This window comes from Ruegeria sp. CDSA221, from assembly GCF_059611825.1.
In genome coordinates this window covers 331712-354598 of sequence record NZ_JBXWPK010000002.1, presented here as the reverse complement: position 1 = coordinate 354598, position 22887 = coordinate 331712, and the positions used below count along the sequence as shown (strand labels likewise).

At 57.9% G+C, this 22887-nt stretch carries 22 protein-coding genes; 11 read left to right on the top strand and 11 right to left on the bottom strand.

Going from position 1 to position 22887, the window contains the following annotated elements; genetic code table 11:
• Window positions 1-48 precede the first annotated feature (48 nt).
• Window positions 49-411, bottom strand: coding sequence for a SnoaL-like domain-containing protein (locus AC2FJ5_RS04160; protein WP_496792551.1), 363 nt, complete (start codon window positions 409-411; stop codon window positions 49-51).
• 109 nt (window positions 412-520) lie between these two features.
• On the opposite strand from AC2FJ5_RS04160, the gene AC2FJ5_RS04155 reads away from it, so the two are divergent.
• The 3 genes from AC2FJ5_RS04155 (at window position 521) to AC2FJ5_RS04145 (ending at window position 4646) form a co-directional block, all read left to right on the top strand.
• A complete protein-coding gene (locus AC2FJ5_RS04155) occupies window positions 521-2128 on the top strand; it encodes a peptide chain release factor 3 (RefSeq protein ID WP_281994525.1) in 1608 nt (535 codons plus the stop codon).
• Window positions 2129-2146: 18 nt separating this feature from the next.
• Entirely contained in the window at window positions 2147-3088 is a 942-nt protein-coding gene (locus tag AC2FJ5_RS04150; protein ID WP_496792550.1) for a glycosyltransferase family 2 protein, read from the top strand.
• 184 nt (window positions 3089-3272) lie between these two features.
• A complete protein-coding gene (locus AC2FJ5_RS04145) occupies window positions 3273-4646 on the top strand; it encodes a DEAD/DEAH box helicase (protein WP_496691135.1) in 1374 nt (457 codons plus the stop codon).
• Here AC2FJ5_RS04145 and AC2FJ5_RS04140 read toward each other — a convergent pair.
• The 3 genes from AC2FJ5_RS04140 to AC2FJ5_RS04130 are packed head-to-tail and all read right to left on the bottom strand — an operon-like array spanning window position 4643 to window position 6647.
• A complete protein-coding gene (locus AC2FJ5_RS04140) occupies window positions 4643-5545 on the bottom strand; it encodes an EamA family transporter (RefSeq protein WP_496792549.1) in 903 nt (300 codons plus the stop codon). The two genes, AC2FJ5_RS04145 and AC2FJ5_RS04140, sit on opposite strands and share 4 nt — an antisense overlap.
• 21 nt (window positions 5546-5566) lie before the next feature.
• A complete protein-coding gene (locus AC2FJ5_RS04135; RefSeq protein WP_496708523.1) occupies window positions 5567-6451 on the bottom strand; it encodes a fatty acid desaturase in 885 nt (294 codons plus the stop codon).
• Complete coding sequence (locus AC2FJ5_RS04130) at window positions 6444-6647, bottom strand: DUF2061 domain-containing protein (protein WP_142635106.1); 204 nt, start codon at window positions 6645-6647, stop codon at window positions 6444-6446. The genes AC2FJ5_RS04135 and AC2FJ5_RS04130 overlap by 8 nt, the downstream gene beginning before the upstream one ends.
• Before the next feature lie 107 nt (window positions 6648-6754).
• Here AC2FJ5_RS04130 and AC2FJ5_RS04125 point away from each other — a divergent pair, with 107 nt between their 5' ends.
• A complete protein-coding gene (locus tag AC2FJ5_RS04125; RefSeq protein WP_496792547.1) occupies window positions 6755-7624 on the top strand; it encodes a helix-turn-helix domain-containing protein in 870 nt (289 codons plus the stop codon).
• 79 nt (window positions 7625-7703) lie between these two features.
• On the top strand, window positions 7704-7886 hold the full coding sequence (locus tag AC2FJ5_RS04120; RefSeq protein WP_142633436.1) for a hypothetical protein: 183 nt from the start codon (window positions 7704-7706) through the stop codon (window positions 7884-7886).
• A 1-nt stretch (window position 7887) separates the two neighbouring features.
• Here AC2FJ5_RS04120 and AC2FJ5_RS04115 read toward each other — a convergent pair whose 3' ends face one another.
• The 3 genes from AC2FJ5_RS04115 to bcoG all read right to left on the bottom strand — a co-directional run bounded on the left by AC2FJ5_RS04115 (window position 7888) and on the right by bcoG (window position 11259).
• On the bottom strand, window positions 7888-8646 hold the full coding sequence (locus AC2FJ5_RS04115; RefSeq protein WP_496792546.1) for an SDR family oxidoreductase: 759 nt from the start codon (window positions 8644-8646) through the stop codon (window positions 7888-7890).
• Window positions 8643-10109 carry a carnitine 3-dehydrogenase gene (locus AC2FJ5_RS04110; protein ID WP_496792545.1) on the bottom strand — a complete coding sequence of 489 codons (1467 nt, stop codon included), beginning with the start codon at window positions 10107-10109 and terminating at the stop codon, window positions 8643-8645. Before AC2FJ5_RS04110 ends, AC2FJ5_RS04115 begins: the two co-directional genes overlap by 4 nt.
• 238 nt (window positions 10110-10347) lie before the next feature.
• Window positions 10348-11259 (bottom strand): 3-dehydrocarnitine:acetyl-CoA trimethylamine transferase BcoG, encoded by a 912-nt coding sequence (bcoG, locus tag AC2FJ5_RS04105; RefSeq protein ID WP_496792544.1) that lies wholly within the window; start codon window positions 11257-11259, stop codon window positions 10348-10350.
• Between the two features lie 131 nt (window positions 11260-11390).
• Between bcoG and AC2FJ5_RS04100 the strand changes: the two genes are divergently transcribed.
• A complete protein-coding gene (locus tag AC2FJ5_RS04100) occupies window positions 11391-12377 on the top strand; it encodes a GlxA family transcriptional regulator (RefSeq protein WP_496792542.1) in 987 nt (328 codons plus the stop codon).
• A 69-nt stretch (window positions 12378-12446) separates the two neighbouring features.
• Here AC2FJ5_RS04100 and AC2FJ5_RS04095 read toward each other — a convergent pair whose 3' ends face one another.
• From AC2FJ5_RS04095 to AC2FJ5_RS04085, 3 genes are read right to left on the bottom strand one after another with little or no spacing between them, the layout of a single operon-like run.
• Window positions 12447-13493 (bottom strand): aldo/keto reductase, encoded by a 1047-nt coding sequence (locus tag AC2FJ5_RS04095; protein ID WP_496792541.1) that lies wholly within the window; start codon window positions 13491-13493, stop codon window positions 12447-12449.
• A 29-nt stretch (window positions 13494-13522) separates the two neighbouring features.
• Window positions 13523-13981 (bottom strand): DNA polymerase III subunit chi, encoded by a 459-nt coding sequence (locus AC2FJ5_RS04090; protein ID WP_496792539.1) that lies wholly within the window; start codon window positions 13979-13981, stop codon window positions 13523-13525.
• Between the two features lie 4 nt (window positions 13982-13985).
• Entirely contained in the window at window positions 13986-15452 is a 1467-nt protein-coding gene (locus AC2FJ5_RS04085) for a leucyl aminopeptidase (RefSeq protein WP_142633421.1), read from the bottom strand.
• Between the two features lie 246 nt (window positions 15453-15698).
• Between AC2FJ5_RS04085 and lptG the strand changes: the two genes are divergently transcribed.
• From lptG to rsmA, 5 genes are all read left to right on the top strand, one after another.
• Complete coding sequence (gene lptG, locus AC2FJ5_RS04080; RefSeq protein WP_496792538.1) at window positions 15699-16799, top strand: LPS export ABC transporter permease LptG; 1101 nt, start codon at window positions 15699-15701, stop codon at window positions 16797-16799.
• A complete protein-coding gene (locus AC2FJ5_RS04075; RefSeq protein ID WP_496792537.1) occupies window positions 16799-18961 on the top strand; it encodes an LPS-assembly protein LptD in 2163 nt (720 codons plus the stop codon). Before lptG ends, AC2FJ5_RS04075 begins: the two co-directional genes overlap by 1 nt.
• The gene (locus AC2FJ5_RS04070) at window positions 18952-20205 is read left to right on the top strand and encodes a peptidylprolyl isomerase (RefSeq protein ID WP_496792535.1); all 1254 of its coding nucleotides are present in this window, start codon (window positions 18952-18954) and stop codon (window positions 20203-20205) included. Before AC2FJ5_RS04075 ends, AC2FJ5_RS04070 begins: the two co-directional genes overlap by 10 nt.
• A complete protein-coding gene (pdxA, locus tag AC2FJ5_RS04065) occupies window positions 20202-21164 on the top strand; it encodes a 4-hydroxythreonine-4-phosphate dehydrogenase PdxA (protein WP_496792534.1) in 963 nt (320 codons plus the stop codon). Before AC2FJ5_RS04070 ends, pdxA begins: the two co-directional genes overlap by 4 nt.
• An 84-nt stretch (window positions 21165-21248) precedes the next feature.
• The gene (gene rsmA / locus AC2FJ5_RS04060) at window positions 21249-22091 is read left to right on the top strand and encodes a 16S rRNA (adenine(1518)-N(6)/adenine(1519)-N(6))-dimethyltransferase RsmA (RefSeq protein WP_496792533.1); all 843 of its coding nucleotides are present in this window, start codon (window positions 21249-21251) and stop codon (window positions 22089-22091) included.
• A gap of 59 nt (window positions 22092-22150) precedes the next feature.
• Here rsmA and AC2FJ5_RS04055 read toward each other — a convergent pair whose 3' ends face one another.
• Window positions 22151-22726 (bottom strand): DUF4167 domain-containing protein, encoded by a 576-nt coding sequence (locus AC2FJ5_RS04055; protein WP_496691122.1) that lies wholly within the window; start codon window positions 22724-22726, stop codon window positions 22151-22153.
• Window positions 22727-22887 lie beyond the last annotated feature (161 nt).

The following is a 22887-nucleotide window of genomic DNA, read 5'->3' as shown; positions in this document are numbered from 1 at the left end:
GCATGTCTTGCACCCAGCAGACAGGGAAGACAGATTGATGACAAGGGGTTAGTAGAAGAACTCTTCCCGGACGATCTTGCCATCCGCGACGTGATACAGCGCAACTTCGCGCATATCGAAGCTCTCACCGCTTTCCTTGAACTTGCCCTGCACCTCAAAGATCACGGCAAAACGGTCTTCGCCATGCACCATCGGGTCACTGACGTTTCCGCCCGTCACTTCGGTCGAACTCTCCCACCAATCGTGCTTGCCACGGATCGCGTCGCGCCCATGCGCCTCGCGTCCCATACCGGATGCATCGACGGCCTCAACCGAAATGGCATCCACCGCATACAGCTTATCCAGATTGGCCTTGGCCCGGTTTTCCCGGCATCCCGCCACCAGCTCATCGGCGATTTCTTTCAAATTCATTGATCCTCTCCATTATTTGTTCACTATATGTTCTTATTGCCACAGGCAGACGATTCGAACCAGCCTCTTTGTCTTGCTTCGGCAGAATTCCCCGCCTATACGCGCGACTATGCTTGATACCGCCACGAACCAACCCACCTTGCCGCCCGAGATCGCCCGGCGCCGGACATTTGCCATCATCTCGCACCCGGATGCGGGCAAGACGACCCTGACGGAAAAGTTCCTGCTGTATGGCGGCGCCATCCAGATGGCCGGTCAGGTACGCGCCAAGGGTGAGGCACGGCGGACACGTTCGGATTTCATGCAGATGGAGAAGGATCGCGGGATCTCGGTCTCGGCCTCGGCCATGTCCTTCGACTATGGAAACTTCCGGTTCAATCTGGTGGACACGCCCGGCCACAGCGATTTCTCGGAAGATACTTATCGCACTCTGACCGCAGTGGACGCGGCCGTGATGGTGATCGACGGCGCGAAAGGTGTGGAAAGCCAGACCCAGAAACTGTTTGAGGTCTGCCGCCTGCGCGACCTGCCGATCCTGACCTTCTGTAACAAGATGGACCGCGAAAGCCGCGATACGTTCGAGATCATCGACGAAATTCAGGAAATGCTGGCCATCGACGTCACGCCCGCTGCCTGGCCGATTGGAGTCGGCCGCGACTTTATCGGCTGTTACGACATGCTTCGCGACCGGCTGGAGCTGATGGACCGCGCTGACCGTAACAAAGTGGCCGAAAGCATCCAGATCAACGGGTTGGACGACCCCAAGCTGGCTGAACATGTGCCCGAGCACCTGCTTGAGAAGCTGCTGGAAGAGGTTGAGATGGCACGCGAATTGCTGCCCGCGCTTGACCCCCAAGCGGTATTGGAAGGCCACATGACCCCGATCTGGTTCGGCTCGGCGATCAACTCGTTCGGCGTCAAGGAACTGATGGAAGGCATCGGCGCCTATGGTCCACAGCCACAGGTACAGTCCGCGGAACCCCGCCAGATCGCACCGGAAGAAAAGAAAGTGTCCGGATTTGTCTTCAAGGTTCAGGCAAACATGGACCCCAAGCACCGCGACCGGGTGGCATTTGTGCGCATGGCCTCGGGCCATTTCAAACGCGGCATGAAGCTGACCCATGTTCGATCGAAAAAGCCGATGGCAATCTCGAACCCTGTGCTGTTTCTTGCATCCGACCGGGAACTGGCCGAAGAGGCCTGGGCCGGAGACATCATCGGCATCCCAAACCACGGCCAGCTGCGCATCGGCGATACGCTGACCGAGGGCGAAGCGATCCGGGTAACCGGCATCCCCTCCTTTGCGCCGGAACTGCTGCAGACCGTGCGCCCGGGCGATCCGATGAAAGCCAAGCATCTGGAAAAAGCCCTGATGCAATTCGCCGAGGAAGGCGCGGCCAAGGTGTTCAAACCGTCGATCGGATCGGGCTTTATCGTCGGCGTCGTTGGCGCGCTGCAATTCGAGGTTCTGGCCAGCCGGATTGAGATGGAATACGGCCTGCCGGTACGGTTCGAGGCGTCTCAGTTCACCTCCGCCCGCTGGGTCAGTGGTGAAAAGGTTGAGGTCGAGAAATTCGTCAATGCCAACAAGCAGCACATCGCTCATGATCATGACGGCGACATCGTCTATTTGACTCGCCTGCAGTGGGACATCGACCGGGTCGTGCGGGACTATCCCGACCTGAACCTGACCGCCACCAAAGAGATGATGGCGTGACAGGGTTACGAGCTTCATATGCCGGATAATGTCCCAAGCTGGGGCATTGTATCAACGATCCGGGGCTCGGCCCCGGACATACTTCGGTTTGCGGCCTATCACCTCGATCTCGGGGCCGACCGCATGTATCTGTATCTGGACGAGCCCTGCCCGGCTGCGTTCAACGCCCTGAACCGCCACCCACGGATCGAAATACGCAACTGCGACGAAGGGTACTGGGCGAACCGAAAGCGCGAGAGGCCCGACAAACATCAGGTCCGGCAAACCGCAAATGCCAGCTTTACTTACAGAAAGGCTGAGGTCGACTGGCTTGCCCATATTGATCTGGACGAGTTCCTCTGGCCGCAATCCGACCTTGGCGTGATATTAGCGGAGATTCCGCAACATATACCAGCGGTGCGCGTTCGTCCGATAGAGCCCGTGGGCGGAACCGAAGACCTGTACAAAGCCTATATCCCCGCAGGTCAGGGCCGTGAAGGGATCGTTCAGGCATTATATCCGAATTTTGGCGGATTTGTTCTGGCTGGATTCCTCAGCCATGTTCAGGGTAAACTTTTTGTTCGCAAAGGCTTACCTCAGATCAATTTCCGGATTCACAATCTGTTTCAGGATGGCGAAATCCTCCCGACCAAGGTCGAGCTGCCCCAGGTTGATCTATGCCACCGTCATGCACCTGACTGGGATCATTGGCTAGCCCATTATCGGTTCCGGTTCGAAAAGGGCTCGTATCAGCCAGGCATGTCACCCAATGTTCCGCGCGAACAAGGCGGGATGAACATGAATGAATTACTGAGCTGGATCGAAGAAGAAGATGGGGCTCACGGCCTGCGGGCTTTCTATGATGAAATCAGTGGCGCCGACCAAGAAGTTCGCACCCGCCTCGAAAAGTTTGGGCTGATTAAGCACCGTCCGCTGGATTTGGATGGAAAAGTCGCGAAACATTTCCCCGGAAGTACCTGAATTGTTGCGATAAATCCGCATGGTCAGCCGGTGTCGCAGCATAAAAGTGACTTCATTTGACCCTGCCCCGTGATTTTGTTATGTCCCGCCAAGCCGAAATGCACAAAACATCGCATGGCCATCCGGGCCCGGCACATTCTTTACGCGCGGGCCAGGTTTTAGTGTCCGCAACAACCGGACATACATGACAAAGTTTAACGAACTGAACCTGAACCCGAAGGTCCTCAAAGCCATTGAGGAAGCCGGATACGAAACGCCAACACCGATCCAGGAAGGCGCAATCCCACCCGCGCTTGAGGGCAAGGACGTTCTGGGTATCGCCCAGACCGGTACAGGCAAAACCGCCAGCTTCACGCTACCGATGATCACTTTGCTGGCACGTGGCCGCGCACGTGCGCGCATGCCGCGGTCGCTGGTGCTGTGCCCGACACGGGAACTGGCCGCGCAGGTGGCCGAGAATTTCGACACCTATGCCAAAAATGTAAAGCTGACCAAAGCGCTGTTGATCGGCGGCGTCAGCTTTAAGGAACAAGATGCGCTGATCGACCGTGGCGTCGACGTTCTGATCGCCACACCAGGTCGCCTGCTGGATCATTTCGAACGCGGCAAACTGTTGTTGACCGGCGTCCAGATCATGGTGGTGGATGAGGCCGACCGAATGCTGGATATGGGCTTTATCCCCGATATCGAACGCATTTTTTCGCTGACGCCGTTCACACGCCAAACGCTGTTCTTCTCAGCCACCATGGCGCCCGAGATTGAGCGGATCACCGATACATTCCTGTCGGCCCCAACCCGGATCGAAGTTGCCCGTCAGGCGACGGCCTCGGAAACCATCGAGCAAAGTGTGGTCATGTTCAAAGGTGGTCGCCGTGACCGCGAGGCCAGCGCCAAGCGCCAGGTCCTGCGTTCGCTGATCGACTCCGAGGGCGAAAAATGCACCAACGCGATCATCTTCTGCAATCGTAAGACCGATGTGGACATCTGTGCGAAATCGCTGAAGAAATACGGCTATGATGCTGCCGCGATCCATGGCGATCTCGATCAGTCACAACGGACGAAAACACTGGACGGTTTCCGTGACGGAACACTACGTCTGCTTGTCGCCTCGGACGTTGCCGCGCGCGGATTGGATGTGCCCTCGGTCAGTCATGTGATCAATTTCGACGTCCCCGGCCACCCCGAGGATTATGTGCACCGGATCGGTCGTACAGGTCGCGCCGGACGCGAAGGCAAAGCGATCACTATCTGTTCGGGTCGCGATGAAAAAGCACTGGCCGCGATCGAGAAGCTGATTCAAAAAGAAATTCCTCGCTTGGACAATCCGGTAAAGGAAGAGCCGAAACCCGAGAGGCCAAAGCCCGAAAAAAAGGCCCGGCCAACTGAGGTCCGACCAACAGAGGCCCCCAAACGCGACGATAAAAGAGAAGATCGCAAGAAGGATAAAGAAGTCAGAGGCCGTGGACGGCGCGCTGACAACGGTCCTTCAGTCGTGGGAATGGGCGATCACCTGCCCAGCTTTATCGCGCTCAGCTTCGACGAACGCCGCACGGGTTAAATAGACAAAACCAGCGCCAGAATTGATGCGCCCAATAACGTCATCCCGGCGATCTCGCGCCGGGTGATGGTTTCGCGGAAAAACAAGATCGACGCGAACAAGCTGAGGATCAGCTCGACCTGCCCCAGAGCCTTGACGTAGGCGGCGTTTTGCAAGGTGAATGCCAAGAACCAGCAGAACGATCCGCACAGGCTGGTCAGTCCGACAAATACGCCTGTTCGGCGTGTCTGCCACACGGCGCGCAGCTCGGCCCTGTCTCGCCACAACAGCCACAGGCCCATGCTGACGAACTGGAGCGAGACAACGACTGCCAGCGTCACAAGTGCCCGAAACCACGCATCAATCTCGCCCAGTTCAAGCGAGGCACCCCGATAACTGACCGAGGAAAACGCAAACAGCACACCTGATCCCAGGCCAAGCCGCGAGGCCCGGTTCGTCAGATGTCGCCACCACGCCCCGTCTCCTCCGGGACTTTTTGACAGCAGCAACACAGCCGTCAGCCCCAGAAAGATCGCCCCAAGCGCCCAGGACGAGACCTGATCGCCCAGGACCAGAAAACCAACGATGGCGGTCTGGATCACTTCGGTTTTCTTAAAAGTTATGCCGACAGCAAAATTGCGCTGTTTGAACAAGGCGACGACACAGATCGTGGCAAGGATCTGAGCCGTTCCTCCAATGGTGGCAAACACCCAGAACCGGGCGGTCAGCAGCGGCAAGGAATACCCCGTCAACTGCAGCGCCGCGATCAGAGCGATTAGAACCAGCGGGATTGAATAGGCAAACCGGGCGAATGTCGCCCCGGCGGCCGTCAGCTTTACACTGCTCAGCGATTTTTGCAGCATGAACCGCACCGTCTGAAACGTTGCGGCGGCGATAGTGACAGGTATCCAGAGGCTCATGCCGCCTTTTGTGGCCGCAAATCAACCCTTTGGCCAGAGCGGATGCGCCACCGGGTCTTTTACCTTCCAGAAATACGCCCGGAAAACATCGGCATATGAAGGGTATACATAGGCCTTATTCGTGGCCAGATAGCCCTCTTTACCCTGCTGGTAGATCTTCGGAAGTTGATACCAGGGGGTACGCGGGTTCAGATGATGAACTACATGTAAATTGTTGTTCAAAAACAGAAAAGACAATATCCCGCGATCTTCTATGATAACGGTTCTTGCCCCCACATCTTCATGCGCACGGTGTTCCAGAAAAGTGCGTATTTTGACAAGGCCAAGCCCCAAATACGCGGACAGGACATAGGCCCAGACCGGCATGGGCGACAAGGTCACGATCCAGATAACCGCAACCACGCCTGCCATATGCAAAGCCCATGCGCGCAATATGTCCCATTCGCCACGCGCGGCCCCTCGCAACTCGTCCCTGACAAAGGCAACCTGCCCGATTGCAGGGCCCAAAACGATCCGCCCCAACAGAGTATTGTTCACCGATAACAATCGCCTGTGCCAATGACCTAGCCCCGACCAAACTTTTGGGTCCAGATAGTTTGATTCAGGATCATCATAGGGATCGGTCAGCGTTGCATCCCGATGATGCGCCAAATGCAGGTCCCTAAACCGCTGATATGGGATGAACAAGGTCAAGGGCAGCGCCATCAGCGCCTCGTTTAGCCATCTGGCGCGAAAAGGATGCCCGTGCAGTGCTTCATGCGTCAATGATGAATGTAACGCGGCCACCGCGCCCATCACTGGAACCGCTAACCAGATGGGCAGGAAGAAGATCACGGCCAACCAGGCAGCATAACAGGCCAGCATCAGCGTGAAAGTGCCCCATTCCGGACCCGGGCGCTCAGACATTGCGCCCCCACGAAATGCCCGCCCAGACCCTCTCATAAACCACATAGAGTGTCAGCCCGATCGCCGTGTTTACTACGGCCAGAGTTCCGCCAATCGCGGCGGACCCTGTCGCAACCAGCCCAACCACCGACATGATGATCAGGCCCATCACGTTCCACAAAACCGCCTTCACGACCGATCTGCGTCGTGTTTCCATTCCGTCACCCATAATATTGTTATGGCTTTAGAATTACGGCTTGCCGCTTAGGTTGAAAATTCCGAATATGATTAACAAAACTCATCAAACGTGATATTTATAACCACATGCAGGATAAAATAGACAAACGCGACCGTGCGGCTCAATTCCGTTTGCGCCTGGCCCGCGCATTGGAAGAACGCCAAATCAGCCGAAGCGCCCTCGCGCGCCAGATCGGTGTTGACCGCTCAACCGTATCGCAACTGTTGACTGATCACGGGGCACGGTTGCCGAATGCCCATGTTGTCGGAAGCTGCGCGACGGCATTGGGTGTTTCGGCGGACTGGTTGCTGAGCCTGTCTGACCGGCCGGAAAGCGCGGCCGAGTTGCTGGCTTTGTCGCTGAGCATGACTGAGGCCCCCCGCGCCCTGGTAGATGAGCGCATATTCGAGTGGCACCAAGAGGCAGCGGGTTACAAAATCAGATATGTTCCTGCGACCTTGCCCGACATGCTCAAGACCCGCACCGTTCTGGAATGGGAATACGCACCGCATCTGGGGCGCACGGCAGATCAGGCCATAGGTGCGTCCGAAGATCGACTGACCTGGATGCGCAGCGCCCAGTCCGATTATGAGATCGCAATGCCGATGTACGAAATCGACAGCTTTGCGCATGCAACCGGCTATTATCAAGGTCTTAGCCTTCGCAAGCGGCTGGATCAGATTGACCACCTTTTGGAGTTGTGTGAACAGCTCTACCCACGGCTGCGTATCTATCTGTTCGATGCCAAACGGCTGTATTCGGCTCCCGTAACGATTTTCGGTCCCCTTCTTTGCGTGTTTTACGCAGGAAGCCATTACATGGCCTTTCGCGATCGCGACCGGATTGAAATTTTCAGCCGCCATTTCGACACTCTGGTTCGCGAGGCGGTCGTGACCGCGCGGGACTTTCCAGAGCACCTGCAACAGCTCAGAGCAGCGATTTCCCGCGACATGTGATGCATCCCCGTACAACCTGTGGTATCGTCGCCGGGCGCGAACTTTCGGGCATTCCGACCACAGACGGAGGACCACAGGAATGGACGCACTGAAAACAGCCCAATATGCACGGGCTTTGTACACGGCGCACGGTGACCAGGCCGAGGCAGAAGCCGCAATGAAAATGCGCGAATGCGAGGCCGCCGGGAACGCTCAGCAAGCCCGCGATTGGCAAGCCGTTCGTCAGACCATCCGCCAGATCCGAGGCCCCAACCAGGGCTAGGTTACAGTTTCGGGTCGGGATTGACCGTGTGGCCATCCACCGCGATCACCTGGCCCGACACCAATCGCGCTGCGCCAGAGGACAGAAAGACAGCCATATTTGCGATGTCCTGCGCTTCGACGAAACGACCCATGGACGTGCCCGAGGCATAGCCCTGATAGACCTCGTCCCGGCTCATGCCTTTGGTCGCCGCCTCGCGTGCCAGAACGCCTTCCATCCTTGGGCCCTCCACCGCGCCGGGACAAATCGCATTGGCGCGGACGCCGTGAGGGCCAAGCTCCATCGCCAGTGTTTTCATCAATCCGATCACTGCCCATTTGGCCGCGGCATAGGGCGCACGAAACGGATAGCCGTATTGCCCCGCCGTGGATGAGGTCAGGATGATGCTGCCGGCACCGGCAGATTTCATCATAGGCGCGGCGTGTTTGGCGGCCAGAAACGCCCCGTCCAGATTGACCGCTACGCAGCTACGCCAATCATTCAGGTCGATATCCTCGATTGCGCTGGTTGGCCCGGCAATTCCCGCATTGGCGCAGAGCGAATCCAGACCACCCGCATCAGAAATCGCGGCGAACACGGCATGCATATCGCCCTCGTCCGACACGTCAGCATGGTGGGCTGTCCAATGATCCGGCACGCCATCTAGCGCCGCCCGATCAATATCTGTGATCCAGACATCATACCCGGCCGCATCAAACGCCTCTGCCATAGCCCGACCAACACCCGAAGCGCCAGCCGTCACCAACACCCGGCAGGTCATGAGGGTTTCCGGATCGCAACCCCGGCCCCTTCGGGATAAGGCAATCCGGCCTGCGCTTCGGCGATGCGGGCCATAGCGGCCTCAATGCTGGGCGATGGCGGGCTGGGGCGGCGTGTTTCCAGGCTGACATGCAGCAAAAAGCTCTCCCCGGTCGCCAGCAGCGTCTCACCGCTATACATGCTGTGGAACACGTGCAGTTTCTTGCCCTGCCCCAACAGCATCTGGGTGCGCACCTCAATCTTTGCGCCGGCATGGACCTCATTCATGTATCGAATGTGGTTTTCCGCAGTGAAATAGCTGCCCCCGGACGAGATATATTCCATATCGCAGCCTATGATTTCCATGAACCGGTCGGTGGCGGCGGCGAAGGCCTCAAGGTATTTAGCTTCGTTCATATGACCGTTGTAATCGGTCCAATCCAAAGGCACGGCACGGGACAGAGTCAGGATCGGTTGGCTCAGATCCGCTTGCTCCATTGATGGCAGCGCACCCGGTTTCAGCAGAGCATCATGCTGGTTCAGCACCGCCCCCGCGCCCCAGTTCTGCGCCTTGAGCGCCCGCATCATGCCCACAAGGTTGTTGTCGCGGATACGCTCCAGCTCGCGGATCGAATGCATGCCTGATTGCGCATCCGACTGATCGGCGATCAGGTCGACAAGCTCGTCGGTGAATTCGGGCACATCCATCAGCTTGGTCCAGGGCCATTTCAGCGCCGGACCGAACTGCGCCATGAAATGCCGCATCCCGGCCTCACCACCGGCCACGCGGTAGGTCTCGAACAGGCCCATCTGCCCCCAGCGGATGCCAAAGCCCATACGGATCGCCTCGTCGATCTCCTCGGTCGTGGCGACGCCGTCCTTGACCAGCCACAGCGCCTCGCGCCAGACGGCCTCAAGGAACCGATCGGCGATATGCGCGTCGATCTCTTTTTTCACATGCAGCGGGAAGAATCCGACCGATTTCAGGACCTCTTGCGCCCGTTCGATCATCTCCGGCGGGTTCGCACCAGTTGGCACCAGTTCGATCAGCGGCAGGAGGTAGACCGGGTTGAACGGATGCGTCACCACGATCTGTTCGGGGCGCAGCGCGCCCTCCTGTAACTCTGACGGCTTGAACCCGCTGGTTGAGGACCCGATGATCGCACCCGGATCACAAGCCTCTTGCAAGCCCTTGTAAACCTTCAGCTTCAGATCCAGACGTTCCGGCACGCTTTCCTGAATCCAAGCGGCACCCTGCACCGCATCGGCCATTTCCTCATGAAACGATAGCGCCCCTTCGGGAGGCAACGGCACATCGCTTAGCCCCGGCAACGAGCGGCGCGCATTGTCCAGAACTTCTCCGATCTTACGCTCGGCTTCCGGGTCCGGGTCGAATACCCGGACATCCCAGCCGTTCAGCAGGAACCGCGCGGCCCATCCACCACCGATTACCCCACCGCCAATGATTGCTGCTGTGTTTGTCATCTCTTTTTCCAACTGTTTGGCAATTCGATTTCCGCACCATTTATCGGCCAACCATTCTCGTCATAGCCAACACAAAGGTCGGGATTCGCAATTCTATCTTCGCGATAGTCGCGAGCGATTTTCTCGCAAATCACATTCAGAGCATGATCCCCATCAAATGCGACGTCGGATTACTCATTAGACTCGGGTGCCGAGCAAGCCGCTACAGCCAATGCTACGCAAATAAATGATCCTCTTTTCACTTCGGCGCCCGTTTCACCAGCCCCAGTTTCTCTCGCACTTCCTGTGGCCCGATCACCCGTGCACCCATATTCTCGATGATGCTACCCGCGCGTTCTACCAGTTGCCAATTCTCGGCCAACACGCCTTTGTCCAACCACAGGTTATCCTCCAGCCCGACCCGGACGTTGCCACCTGCCAGAACCGCAGCGGCCACATAGGCCATCTCATTCCGGCCCAACGAGAACGCGCTGAAGGTCCAGTCATCCGGCACGTTGTTCACCATCGCCATGAAGGTGTTCAGATCATCCGGCGCACCCCATGGAACGCCCATACACAGCTGAACCAGAGCGTTCGGTTCCAGAACGCCCTCTTTCACCAACTGCTTGGCGAACCACAGATGACCGGTATCAAAGGCCTCAATCTCGGGCTTTACACCCAGATCGGTCATCATCTGGCCCATCGCGCGCAACGCACCCGGCGTGTTGGTCATCACATAATCGGCCTCGGCAAAATTCATGGTGCCGCAGTCGAGGGTGCAGATTTCCGGCAGACATTCGGCCACATGGGCCACACGCTCGGTCGCGCCAACCAAATCAGTTCCCGCCTCGGCCAGCGGCAGCGGGTTTTCGATACCGCCAAACACCATGTCGCCGCCCATGCCAGCAGTCAGGTTCAGCACGGCGTCGACCTCGGCATCGCGAATGCGTTCTGTGACCTCACGATACAGTGCCAGATCACGCGAAGGCGCGCCGGTCTCAGGGTCGCGCACATGGCAATGCACCACCGCCGCCCCTGCCTTGGCTGCAGCTATCGCGCTGTCGGCGATCTGCTTTGGCGAACGCGGCACATGCGGGCTGCGATCCTGCGTCCCACCCGATCCTGTGACGGCGCACGTAATGAAGACTTCGCGGTTCATTTCCAAAGGCATGGCGTTCTCCCCAGCTTATACCCGGTTAACCCTGAGTTTTCCCCAGGCTTCTCCACGGATTCCGATTTGCTTTCGCCCCCGAGTTTGGCGCAGCTTTGGTCAAACACTTGTCAGAATGCGAATCGAACTTGATGAAATCCGCAAAAAACATATTGCAGCCCGAACATCGCGCCCTGAAAACGGCGGTGCTGGTGCTGGACGAATGCAACACGCTCAGCTTTGCCTCCGCCGTTGATCCGATGCGGGCCGCCAATCGGTTGGCGGATCGTCCGGCCTTTGACTGGGACTATGTGACAGCCACCGCTGAACCGGCCATGCTGACCAGTGCGCTTTCGGTTCCGGGCACGCCTTTGGCGCGACTGCAATCCTGCGATCTGATGATTGTCGTTGCCGGATTCCAACTGGCCCGCCATGCCACGCCCAGCCTGCTGGCCGGCCTGCGCCGCATCGCCAAGACCGGAGCCACCATGGCAGGCATTGATGGCGGCCCCTGGCTGCTGGCCGAGGCTGGCTTGCTGGATGGCCACGCAGCCACCACCCATTGGGAAGATTTAGAGAACTTCTCTGCCCGTTTCCCCGAAGTCGATGTGCGCCCGGACCGGTTTACCGTTTCCGAAGGCCGCCTGACCTCGGGCGGCGCAATCCCAGCGGTCGAGATGATGCTGCATATCATCGCCGCCCGCCACGGCGCCGGATTTGCCGCCCGCGTCTCGGGTCTGTTCCTCTATGACGGTGCGCCTGATCCCACAAAACCACAAAGCCGCACCGGTGCGCCGCATCGCCACACAGCTTTGACCGCCAAAGCCAATACGCTGATGCAATCCGCACTGGACGACCCTATGCCATTGGCAGATATCGCCGAGACACTGGGCACCAGTTCACGCACCCTGCAACAGCAGTTCCGACTGCGCCTGAACACCACGCCACAGGACCATTACCTGCAGCTCCGACTGGCCGAGGCACGCAGATTGGTGACGGACACCGATATGTCACTGATGGATGTGGCTCTGGCGACGGGTTTCGCCTCGCAATCCAGCTTTGCCCGCGCCTTTCGCACAGCGCACGGCCTTTCGGCCCGGGACCTGAGGCAAGACAGGACACAACCCACACATCACTAATCGGATCCGCTTCATCTGGCTGAAAATACCTCGGTGGAGGCTCCGCATGCGGAGACGAGGGCAGCGCCCCTAAAACGGCATAGGATGCGCGCGATGCGCTTCGGTGATTTCAGTCAGAATTTCCCCAGAAAGGCGAAGTTCCTTACCGTCGAGAATATGCCCAAGCTGCGCCACCGTTGTCGCGCCGAAAATGGCCGACATCATGAAGGGCCGCGTCCGGCACCAGGCCAGCGCCATATGGACCGGGTCCAGATCGTGGCGGTCAGCGATCTCTAGATAGGCCGCAACCGCCTCAAATGCCCGTCTGCGATGACGTCCTCCCACCTCAGGCACCAATGACATCCGGGAACCCTCGGGCACCATGCCGTTTTGGTATTTCCCGGTCAAAAATCCGGCGGCAAGCGGTGAAAAGGCCATCAGCCCCACATCCTCATGCGCGCTCAGCTCGGCCATATCGGTGTCGAAATGCCGGCACATCAAAGAATACTCATTCTGAACCGATGCCACGCGGGGCGTGCCGGTGGCTTCGGCGATCCGCAACCACTGAGCGGTGCCCCAGGCGCTTTCGTTCGAAAGGCCAAACGCTCGAATATTTCCTTTGTTGACCTGTTCCTTCAGGGCAACAAGGCACTCGTGCATATTGTCCAGAACCTCATCGGTATTGTGCCCCGAAGGCGCATAGGTCCAGTTTTGCCGGAACATATAGCTGCCGCGGTTCGGCCAGTGAAACTGATAAAGGTCGATGCAATCCGTTTGCAGGCGGCGCAAGGAACCTTCGACCGCCTCGGGGATTGTCTGCGGTGAAATCGGTGCGCCATCGCGCGCATGTGCGAACCCTGCCCCAGAGTGCTTGGTTGCCAGAACATAGTCACCACGCCGTGACGGGTTGGCGGCGTTCCAGTTGCCCAGAATTTCTTCAGTCCGGCCCACCGTCTCTTTCGAGATGGGATTCACCGGATACATCTCGGCGGCATCGACGAAATTAATGCCCCCATCAAGTGCCATGTCCATCTGAGTATGCGCGTCGGCCTCGGATGTCTGCGTACCAAATGTCATCGTACCCAGACACAGGTCTGTCACCATGATTCCAGTACGGCCCAGGGGCTTCATTTCCATCGCTCATTCTCCTGAAATCTGCGGAGGCCCTATGCCTCGGCCTTTTTTTCCCACCGGCCCGATTCCTCGGACCAATATTGCGCCGAACAGCCCGCTCCGGTCAGTGTTTTCCATTGCCCGCGGGCATGTTGGAGAGCCTGATCATCATTCCCATCGAACAGGATGCACACGCGTTCCAGCGCGTTCACTTCCTCGGGTTCAACCGTCGCGCCATCGACGGCCATCACGCAAGCCGGATCATTTGTGGCCTCGGCCCCTGTCGTCAGCAATATGGGCTGGTCCCTGTCATGCGGCCCCCCGGTGCGGCCATGTGGCAGGAACCCTTCCTCGGGGCCCTGCCACAGCTTTTCGTCCAACCAATCCATCCGTGCGGGATCAGTTCCCCGCACAGCTATCTTCCACCCGGCCTGCCGCGCCTTGTCCAGCAACACGGGCAAGGTGTTTTCTAGCGGTTGGCGGGTCAGGTGATAGAAATAAACGGCGCCCATTGGATTATTCGAAATTGTCCTGCACGAACCGGCTCAGTGCGCGGACACCCCAACCGGTGGCCCCTTTGGGCGCATAGGATGTCTCGGTTGCAATCGAAGCCACCCCAGCAATGTCCAGATGGATCCAGGGGGTTTCGTCCTTCACAAACCGCTGCAGGAACTGCGCGGCAGTGATGGACCCGGCAGGTCGTCCACCGACATTCTTCATATCGGCGATGCGCGATTTCAGCTGCTCGTCATAGGCTTTGCCCAGCGGCATCCGCCATGCGCCCTCATCCTCGGCCCCGGCAGCCTTTAGGAAGGCGTTGCAGAACGTGTCATTGTTCGAAAAGACACCTGCATTCTCATGCCCAAGCCCAATGATGATCGCGCCGGTCAATGTTGCCAGGTCGATCATGCCCACGGGGGCAAACCGCTCTTGCGCGTACCACATCACATCGCACAGGACCAAACGGCCCTCGGCGTCGGTATTGATGACCTCGACCGTGTCGCCCTTCATCGACTTGACGACATCGCCGGGGCGCGTGGCATTGCCTGAAGGCATGTTTTCCACTAGCCCGACAAGGCCCACGACATTGGCTTTGGCCTTGCGCTTGGCCAGCGCCCGCATGGTGCCTGCGACCACACCTGCACCGCCCATGTCCATGGTCATGTCTTCCATACCTGCGGCGGGTTTCAAGGAAATGCCGCCAGTGTCAAACACGACGCCCTTACCCACCAGTGCCAGCGGCGCATCATCCTTGTCGCCCCCATTCCACTGCATCACCACAACCTTCGACGGGCTGACCGAGCCCTGCCCGACGCTTAACAAGGTGCGCATACCCAATTCGGCCAGTTTGTCTTCGTCGAGCACTTCGACGTCCAGGCCAAGCGCCTTCATTTCGGACAAACGATCTGCGAATTCGGTCGTCGTCAGCACATTGGCGGGTTCATTGGTCAGATCCCGAGTCATCCGGACACCATCGGCAATCGCATACAGCGGTGCGAATGCGGCTTCGACTTCATCATGTTTCTGATGACTGATTGTTACTGGTCCGGCTTCATCCGAATCTCGGGTTTTATGGGCATCGAAATCATAGCTGCGCAAAACGATCCCCAATGCCAGTTCTTCGGTCCGGGCCTGATTTCCGGCCATGACCAACAAGGGCTGGTGATCAGACAATTTGGCCAGCTTCGCCCCGGCCTTGCGTGCCTCTGCAGCATCGGCACGGCGCGACAGCACGAGAATATCAAGCGCTTCAGCGGCCATTCCGCCTGGCCAGGCAAGAGAGACTACATCGCCGGATTTCACCTTTTCGAACCGGTCGCTTTCGACAAGTCGGGCGACTGCGCCCCGGGTCAGACGGTTGGCGCGGCGTGCGGCTGGGTTCATCTTGCCTTCATCCGAGACAATAATCACGACGCGCCCTTTGGTCTGCGCCATCACGTCCACGTCAAAAGCCTTAAACTGAATTGGAACAAGACTGCTCATTGGGAACTCCTGAAAATCTGTTTCCCAAGACCTAGCCCGCGGCGACCGCATTGACCAGATAGCAGTTTTCCCCGCCGGGCATTTGCATTACAGTCGCGGAAAAAGTTCCGGCAGGGTCGGAGAGCGGGAGGGCGAATTGGCAAATCGGGGCAGGCATAGGCCGTTGCGCGCTGGCGCATGTACCGCTGATTCTCTTGACTTCAAGGCCCCCGCTGCAGGCAACGCAGTGATGCCGAGGGCGCATCGGTGATCCTGGATCGATATTTTGCCCGCCGGTTCACCCAGAGCTTTCTGGTCATTGGCTGTATCTTTTTGACGCTGATGATTCTGATCGACCTGATTGAACAGGTACGGCGCTTTGATGAGGTCGATCTGTCATTTGGCCGGCTTTTGTATCTGACCCTATTGAATACGCCCGCCGCCATCGGTGAGATGCTACCTCTGCTGATCATCCTGTCCACGATTGCGTTGTTCATCGGATTGGCGCGCAGCTCGGAATTGGTGGTGACGCGCTCGATCGGGCGGTCTGGAATTCGCGTCCTGCTTGCGCCTGTAACTCTGGCCCTGTTGATCGGAGCCTTGGCAGTTGCGGTGCTTAACCCGTTTGCTGCCGCAACTTCCGAAGAATTCCAACGGCTTTCCGATTCCTACCGTAACCGCACCAACTCAGCTCTTTCGATCAGCAGTGAGGGTTTGTGGTTACGGCAAGCTACAGAAGAGGGCCAATCGGTTGTCCACGCGCGCCGAACGTCAAACGGTAACACCCTGCTGTTGAAAGACGTCACCATAATAACATTCGACGCGATTGGTCAGCCGACACGCCAAATCTCTGCCAAACAGGCCAAGTTGGAAGACGGTTTTTGGGTTTTACAGGATGCCAAGATCTGGCCGCTTATGAACGGCATCAATCCCGAAGCTGGCTCGAAAGAGCATGATCGTCTGGAGATTCCGACCACCCTGACACGTCAGCGCATTCTGGACAGGCTGGCCAACCAGGATTCGATGTCTGTCTACGATTTGCCCCAGTTGATCCGAGACCTGCGCGAAGCCGGATTTTCGACAAAGCAGTACGAGGTCTGGTTTCAGGTCCAGTTGGCGAGGCCTCTGTTTCTGGTCGCTATGGTTCTGATCGGCGCAGCCTTTACCATGCGACATGTCCGGTTCGGCGGCACCGGAATAGCGGTGCTGACGGCCGTGTTACTGGGCTTCGCCATCTATTTCGTCCGTAATTTCGCGCAAATATTGGGAGAAAACGGTCAGTTGCCTATCTTCGTTGCAGCCTGGGCCCCGCCATTTGCGGCCATCCTTCTTTCTCTTGGCCTGCTGTTGCATGCGGAGGATGGCTGATGCGCAAATTCGCTCTGCTATTGCTCTCGGGTGCGTTTGCATTGTCTTTGCCTTTGGATGTCCTAGCCCAGACTTTGCCGAAACAGGATCAAACGACGAACGCGTCCCAGCAAGAGCCACCAGCCTTACTTGTCGCCGACAAGATTTTCATAACCCCAGAGCGTGTGCTGATCGCAGAAGGCAATGTCGAAGCGTTTCAGGGTGACGTCAAAATGACGGCCAGCCGGATTTTGTACGACCGCGAAAGCGGTGAGCTTACACTGGAAGGACCGATCCGGATTGATCAGGGCAATCGAACGACAGTTCTGGCGGATTCCGCAGAACTCGACCGGGGTTTGCTCAACGGCCTTTTGATCGGCGCCCGAATGGTGTTCGACCAACAGGTGCAAATTGCCTCGGTGCAGGCGACACGTGCTGGCGGCAGATACACCCAGTTCAGCAAAGTCTCGGCGACGTCTTGCCATGTCTGCACGGATGGGCGGCCACCGCTCTGGCAAATCCGTGCCCGCAAGGTGACCCATGATCAGTTGGAACGACAGCTCTATTTCGAAGGTGCGCAATTCCGGGTGCTGGATGTGCCGGTCTTCTATTTCCCTTACCTGCGTCTCCCCGATCCAACGCTGGACCGGGCGACTGGTTTTCTGGTCCCATCGGTCCGCACCACCTCGCAGTTGGGCACAGGCATAAAGGTTCCCTATTTCTTCAAGCTTGGAGATCACAAGGACCTCACGTTGACACCTTACCTTTCCGGTAAGACCAGAACTCTGGGCTATCGCTATCGTCAGGCCTTTAAGAACGGACGGATCAAAATCGAAGGCGCGCATACTCGCGATGACCTTCAACGGGACGAGGCGCGCGGATATTTCTTTACCAACGGCTGGTTTGATCTGCCGGAAGACTATCGCCTGACCTTCAACATTCGAACCACGTCCGACGATTCCTATCTGGCTGATTACGGCCTGCCCGACTTTGACCGTCTGCGCAGCGAAATTGCCCTGGAAAGGATCAAGCGCGATACCGCTTTCCGGACCAGCCTAAACCACTATAAAACCTTGCGAGATAGCGAGGATCAGGATCAGATTCCTTCTCGCATCTTCGACCTGAACTATCGCAAACGCTTCTTCCCGGCAGCTGTCGGAGGAGAGGTGCGGATGGCTTTCATCGGCCATGCCCATGAAAGAACGAGCAATGAGGACGTTATCGGGCGCGATGTTGCCCGAGCGACCTTCGATACCGAATGGCTGCGCAGCTGGATACTGGGCTGGGGGCTGCGTGCAGATGCCCAAGTAGGCGCGTCAATCGATACGTTCAATATCCGCCACGACAGCGCCTATCCCGATCAGGTGACCCGCACGACCCCGCGCGCCGCACTGACGCTGCGCCTGCCAATGACCCGCCGCGAGGCGTCGGGCGCAACCCAGTTGCTGGAACCCATCGCGCAGATCGGGTGGACGCATGTCTCCGACAATGATGTTCCTATCGACGAAAGTACGTTTCAGGAGTTTGACCAGGGTAACCTGTTATCCCTGTCCCGATTCCCTGCCGAGGACAGGCGCGAAGATGGGGTCAGCGGCGTTGTTGGGGTGAATTGGGCGCGTTATGGCTCCAGGGGCTGGCAAGCGCGTGCCACGATCGGTCAGGTCTTTCGTGCGGATGCTGATCCCGACTTTAACCTTACTTCGGGCCTTCAGGGCACATCGTCCGATGTGTTGATCGCCGGACAACTTGAAACGCCCAATGGGTGGTCTCTGGCCGGGCGAGGTTTGGTGAACGGAGATTTCAGCTTTGCCAAGGCCGAGCTGCGTGCTGCATGGCAAAAGGAAACAACGGCTCTCAGCGGAAGCTATGTCTGGCAAGAACCAGATCCCGCAGAAAATGTCGACGATGAGATTTCTGAGATCTGGTTGCGCGGGCGGTACGACATCGATCAGAACTGGCAAACCCGTGCTCAGGCGCGGTATGACCTGAGCGAATCTGAACCGATCAGATATGGGTTGGGTATCACGTACCGGAACGAGTGTGTTCAGGTTAACATGTCGGTCAGCAGGCGCTATACCTCGTCATCAAGTATTGAGCCTTCGACCGAATTCGGCTTTACCGTAGCTCTGACAGGATATTCTGTCGAAGGTGGCGGCAAACAGTACAAGAGAAGATGCAGTTGATAACAGGTTTTTCACGTTTCTTTCGTTCCAGCCATATCGGGCTGGTTGCTCCGGCACTGGTTGCAGTTTCGATTGCCATAGCACCTGTAAAGGCAGTGGCACAGAACCTGTTCTCGCCTGCCATAAAGGTCAATCAAGACATCGTGACCTGGTATGAGCTGGAACAGCGCCTGCAATTCCTCTCGATTCTGGGTGTTCCCGGCGCAACCGAGGAAGACGTGCGCAAAGCTCTGATAGACGACCGCCTGCGCAAACAGGCGATGCGCGACGCTGGAATCGTGGTCGCCCCTGAAGACGTTCAGGTTGGAATTGACCAATTTGCAGCCCGCGGTCAGCTTTCGAGCGACGAATTCCTGCAGCTTCTGGCGGATGCCGGTGTTGCCCGTGAGACGGTTCGGGATTTCATCAAGGATCAGATTTCCTGGCGTGAATTCGTCAGCGCGCGTTTTCTGTCGCAGGCGAGACCATCGGAAGACGAGATCAATCGCGCACTTGGACAATCTGGAAGTGGCGGCCTGCAAGTCCTTCTTTCGGAAATCATTATTCCTGTGAACCAACAAAACCTGCCACAGGTTCAACTGCTGGCCGAAGAGATCGCCTTGATCGAGGGCTATGATTCCTTTTCAACCGCCGCAACACAGTACTCGGCGGCCGGAACTCGCACCAATGGGGGGCGCCTTGACTGGTTGAACTTGACCGATCTGCCCCCGGCGCTGCAGCCGGTCATCATCGGGCTCAAAAATGGTGACGTCACCCAGCCCATTCCGCTGCCCAATGCCGTGGCACTGTTTCAGATGCGCGGTTTGCGTGAGACCGCTGCGAGTACGCCCACCTATTCCGAGATCGACTATGCTGTCTATTACATGCCCGGTGGTCGTAGTGCGGAAACACTGGCCGCAGCCGAAAAGCTGAAAGAAGAAATAGACACTTGCGATGATCTGTACGGTATCGTGCAAAACAAGCCAGCCGAAGTCTTAGAGCGGAATGTCAGCAAACCGTCGGAAATCCCGCGCGATATCGCGTTGGAACTGGCCAAACTGGACCTGAACGAAGTTTCAACAACGCTGACCCGCAACAACGGCCAAACACTGGCTTTTGTGATGTTGTGCACACGTACCCGCAACCTTGGCGAAGAGACAACGCGTGCAGATGTCGCCAATGCTCTGACCCAGCAAAGGCTGCAAACACTTGCAGAAAGCCTGTTGGGGCAAATGCGTGCCGACGCAACTATTGTTGAACAATGAAGCCAATCGCGCTCAGCTGCGGCGATCCGGCCGGAATTGGGCCCGAGATCGCCGCAAAAGCCTGGACCAGCCTTAGAACCACCTGCCCTTTCTTCTATATTGGCGATGCCGCGCATTTGCCGCCGGAGACACCGTCGGTACAGATCAGCGACGCCTCTCAGGCGGTCGAGATCTGTGGCTCTGCCCTGCCCGTACTGCAACTGGACTTTCCAGCCCCCAACCGGTCTGGGCACCCTAATCCAGCCAACGCCAGATCAGTTATCACTGCCATTGAAACCGGCGTAGCGCTGGTTCAGTCCGGTTCTGCATCGGCGCTATGTACCGCGCCGATCCACAAGAAAGCACTTATCGACGGAGCAGGTTTCTCATTCCCCGGCCATACGGAATTTCTGGGCGCCTTGGCTGGGTCCCAACGTGTTGTGATGATGCTGGCCAGCGACCAACTGCGCGTTGTACCAGCAACCATCCACATCCCGCTCTCACGCGTTCCTTGCGAGCTTACGCCCGAGCTTTTGCGGGAAACCATCGAAATCACAGCTCAGGGATTACAATCACAGTTCGGTATTGCCACCCCGCGGATAGCCGTCGCGGGCCTCAACCCGCATGCCGGTGAAGGCGGCAAGATGGGACAAGAAGAACTGGACTGGATTGCGCCGCTGATCGCGGAGCTGCCCCGCAAAGAGTATACCGTAACCGGCCCGCACCCCGCGGATACATTGTTCCACGCCGCAGCGCGCGCGCGCTATGACGCCGCCATCGCCATGTATCACGATCAGGCTCTGATTCCGATCAAGACGCTGGATTTCGATCGCGGTGTGAACGTTACCCTAGGCCTACCATTTATCCGAACCTCACCCGATCACGGGACTGCACTGGACATTGCGGGGCAAGGCCTTGCAAACCCCACCAGCCTGATCGAAGCGCTGAAACTTGCCCAGCAGATGGCACAAAGCTCTTGATCCTTCAGCAGGCTGAAAATATCCCGGCCAGAGGTAAAAATTCTCTGGCACTCTCCTATCAAACCGCGCCACGGTGATCGGATCATGAGCACTATCGACAACCTTCCTCCTCTGCGCGAGGTTATCGCCTCGCATCAACTCTCGGCTCGCAAGTCGCTGGGCCAGAACTTTTTGCTGGATCTGAACCTGACCGCCAAGATCGCGCGGCAGGCCGGAGATCTTGCGGAATGCGATGTTCTGGAAATCGGCCCCGGCCCCGGCGGGCTGACCCGTGGGCTACTTTCAGAAGGTGCGCGCAAGGTTGTTGCAGTTGAAAAAGACACCCGCTGTATCGCTGCCCTGAATGACATTGCCGCCGCCTATCCCGGCAAGCTTGAGGTCATCAACGGTGACGCGCTTGAGATTGATCCGCTTACGCATCTGACCCCTCCGATCCGTGTGGCGGCGAACCTGCCCTACAATGTCGGCACCGAGTTGCTGGTCCGCTGGCTGACCCCGCCGCAATGGCCTCCGTTCTGGCAAAGCCTGACCCTGATGTTTCAGCGCGAAGTGGCTGAACGGATCGTCGCCCAACCCGGCGGAAAAGCCTATGGTCGCTTAGCCATCCTTGCCCAATGGCGGGCCGACGCGCGCATCGCCATGTCACTGCCAGCCGGAGCGTTCACCCCGCCCCCCAAGGTCTCAAGCGCCGTGGTCCACCTGATCGCCCTGTCGCAACCGCGCTATCCGGCTGATCCTGCCACACTGTCCCGCGTGGTCGCCGCCGCTTTTAATCAGCGCCGCAAAATGCTGCGAGCCTCGCTAAAGGGCGTGGCCCCGGATATCGAAGACCGCCTGATCGCCGCCGGAATCAAACCCACCGAACGTGCGGAACAAGTGCCTTTAGAAGCGTTCTGCGCATTGGCCCGCGAAGTCAAAAGATCCTGAAACAAAAAAACCCTGCGGCCTAACAGACCGCAGGGTTTTTCTTTTCTATACTGGCTGATTTACTCTGCCGCTTCAGGCGTATCACCGTTGCCAGAGGGCGCGTCCTCAGTCGCAGCAGGTGCGGCTTTAGGCTTGCGCGCCCGAGGCCGACGGGCCGGTTTTTCTTTTTTCTCGGCCTCTTCAGGGCTTTTGCTTTCAGGCGTTTCTACAAGCCCGGATTCCGGAGCAGCTGCGTCAGCGGCAAACCCCATCACATCAGGTTGAGGTGCCTCAGCGGGGTCCGACTGGCGGACGGTTTCGCGTTCCTGACGCTCGGCACGCTCACGATCTCGTTCAGCCTGGCGTTCGCGATTCTGACGCTCTTGCTCCTCACGGCGTGCATCCATTTCACGCTGAGCTTCGCTAAGCAAACGCAGGTAATGTTCGGCGTGCTGCTGAAAGTTTTCGGCAGCTACACGGTCGTTAGACAACTGAGCATCGCGTGCAAGCTGATTATATTTATCAATAATCTGTTGCGGCGTGCCACGCACTTTGCCCTCTGGGCCCGAACTGTCGAAAACTCGGTTTACGACGTTGCCGCCAGAAGGACGATTGCGGTTATTCTTTGCCCGAGAGCGGGATTTGGAAGATCTCATCTACTTTAGTCAGCCTTGTCGTTCGCTGCCGTTCAGTTCGCGTCTTGCACTGCTCAAGGGCTTAGCTATGACACGATGTCGGCTTTTTTGGGCTTGGCGTCAGGGGCCCGCTGTAACAGCGTCAACCTCTCTGACTACACCTGAGTAAACACGTCCAGAGC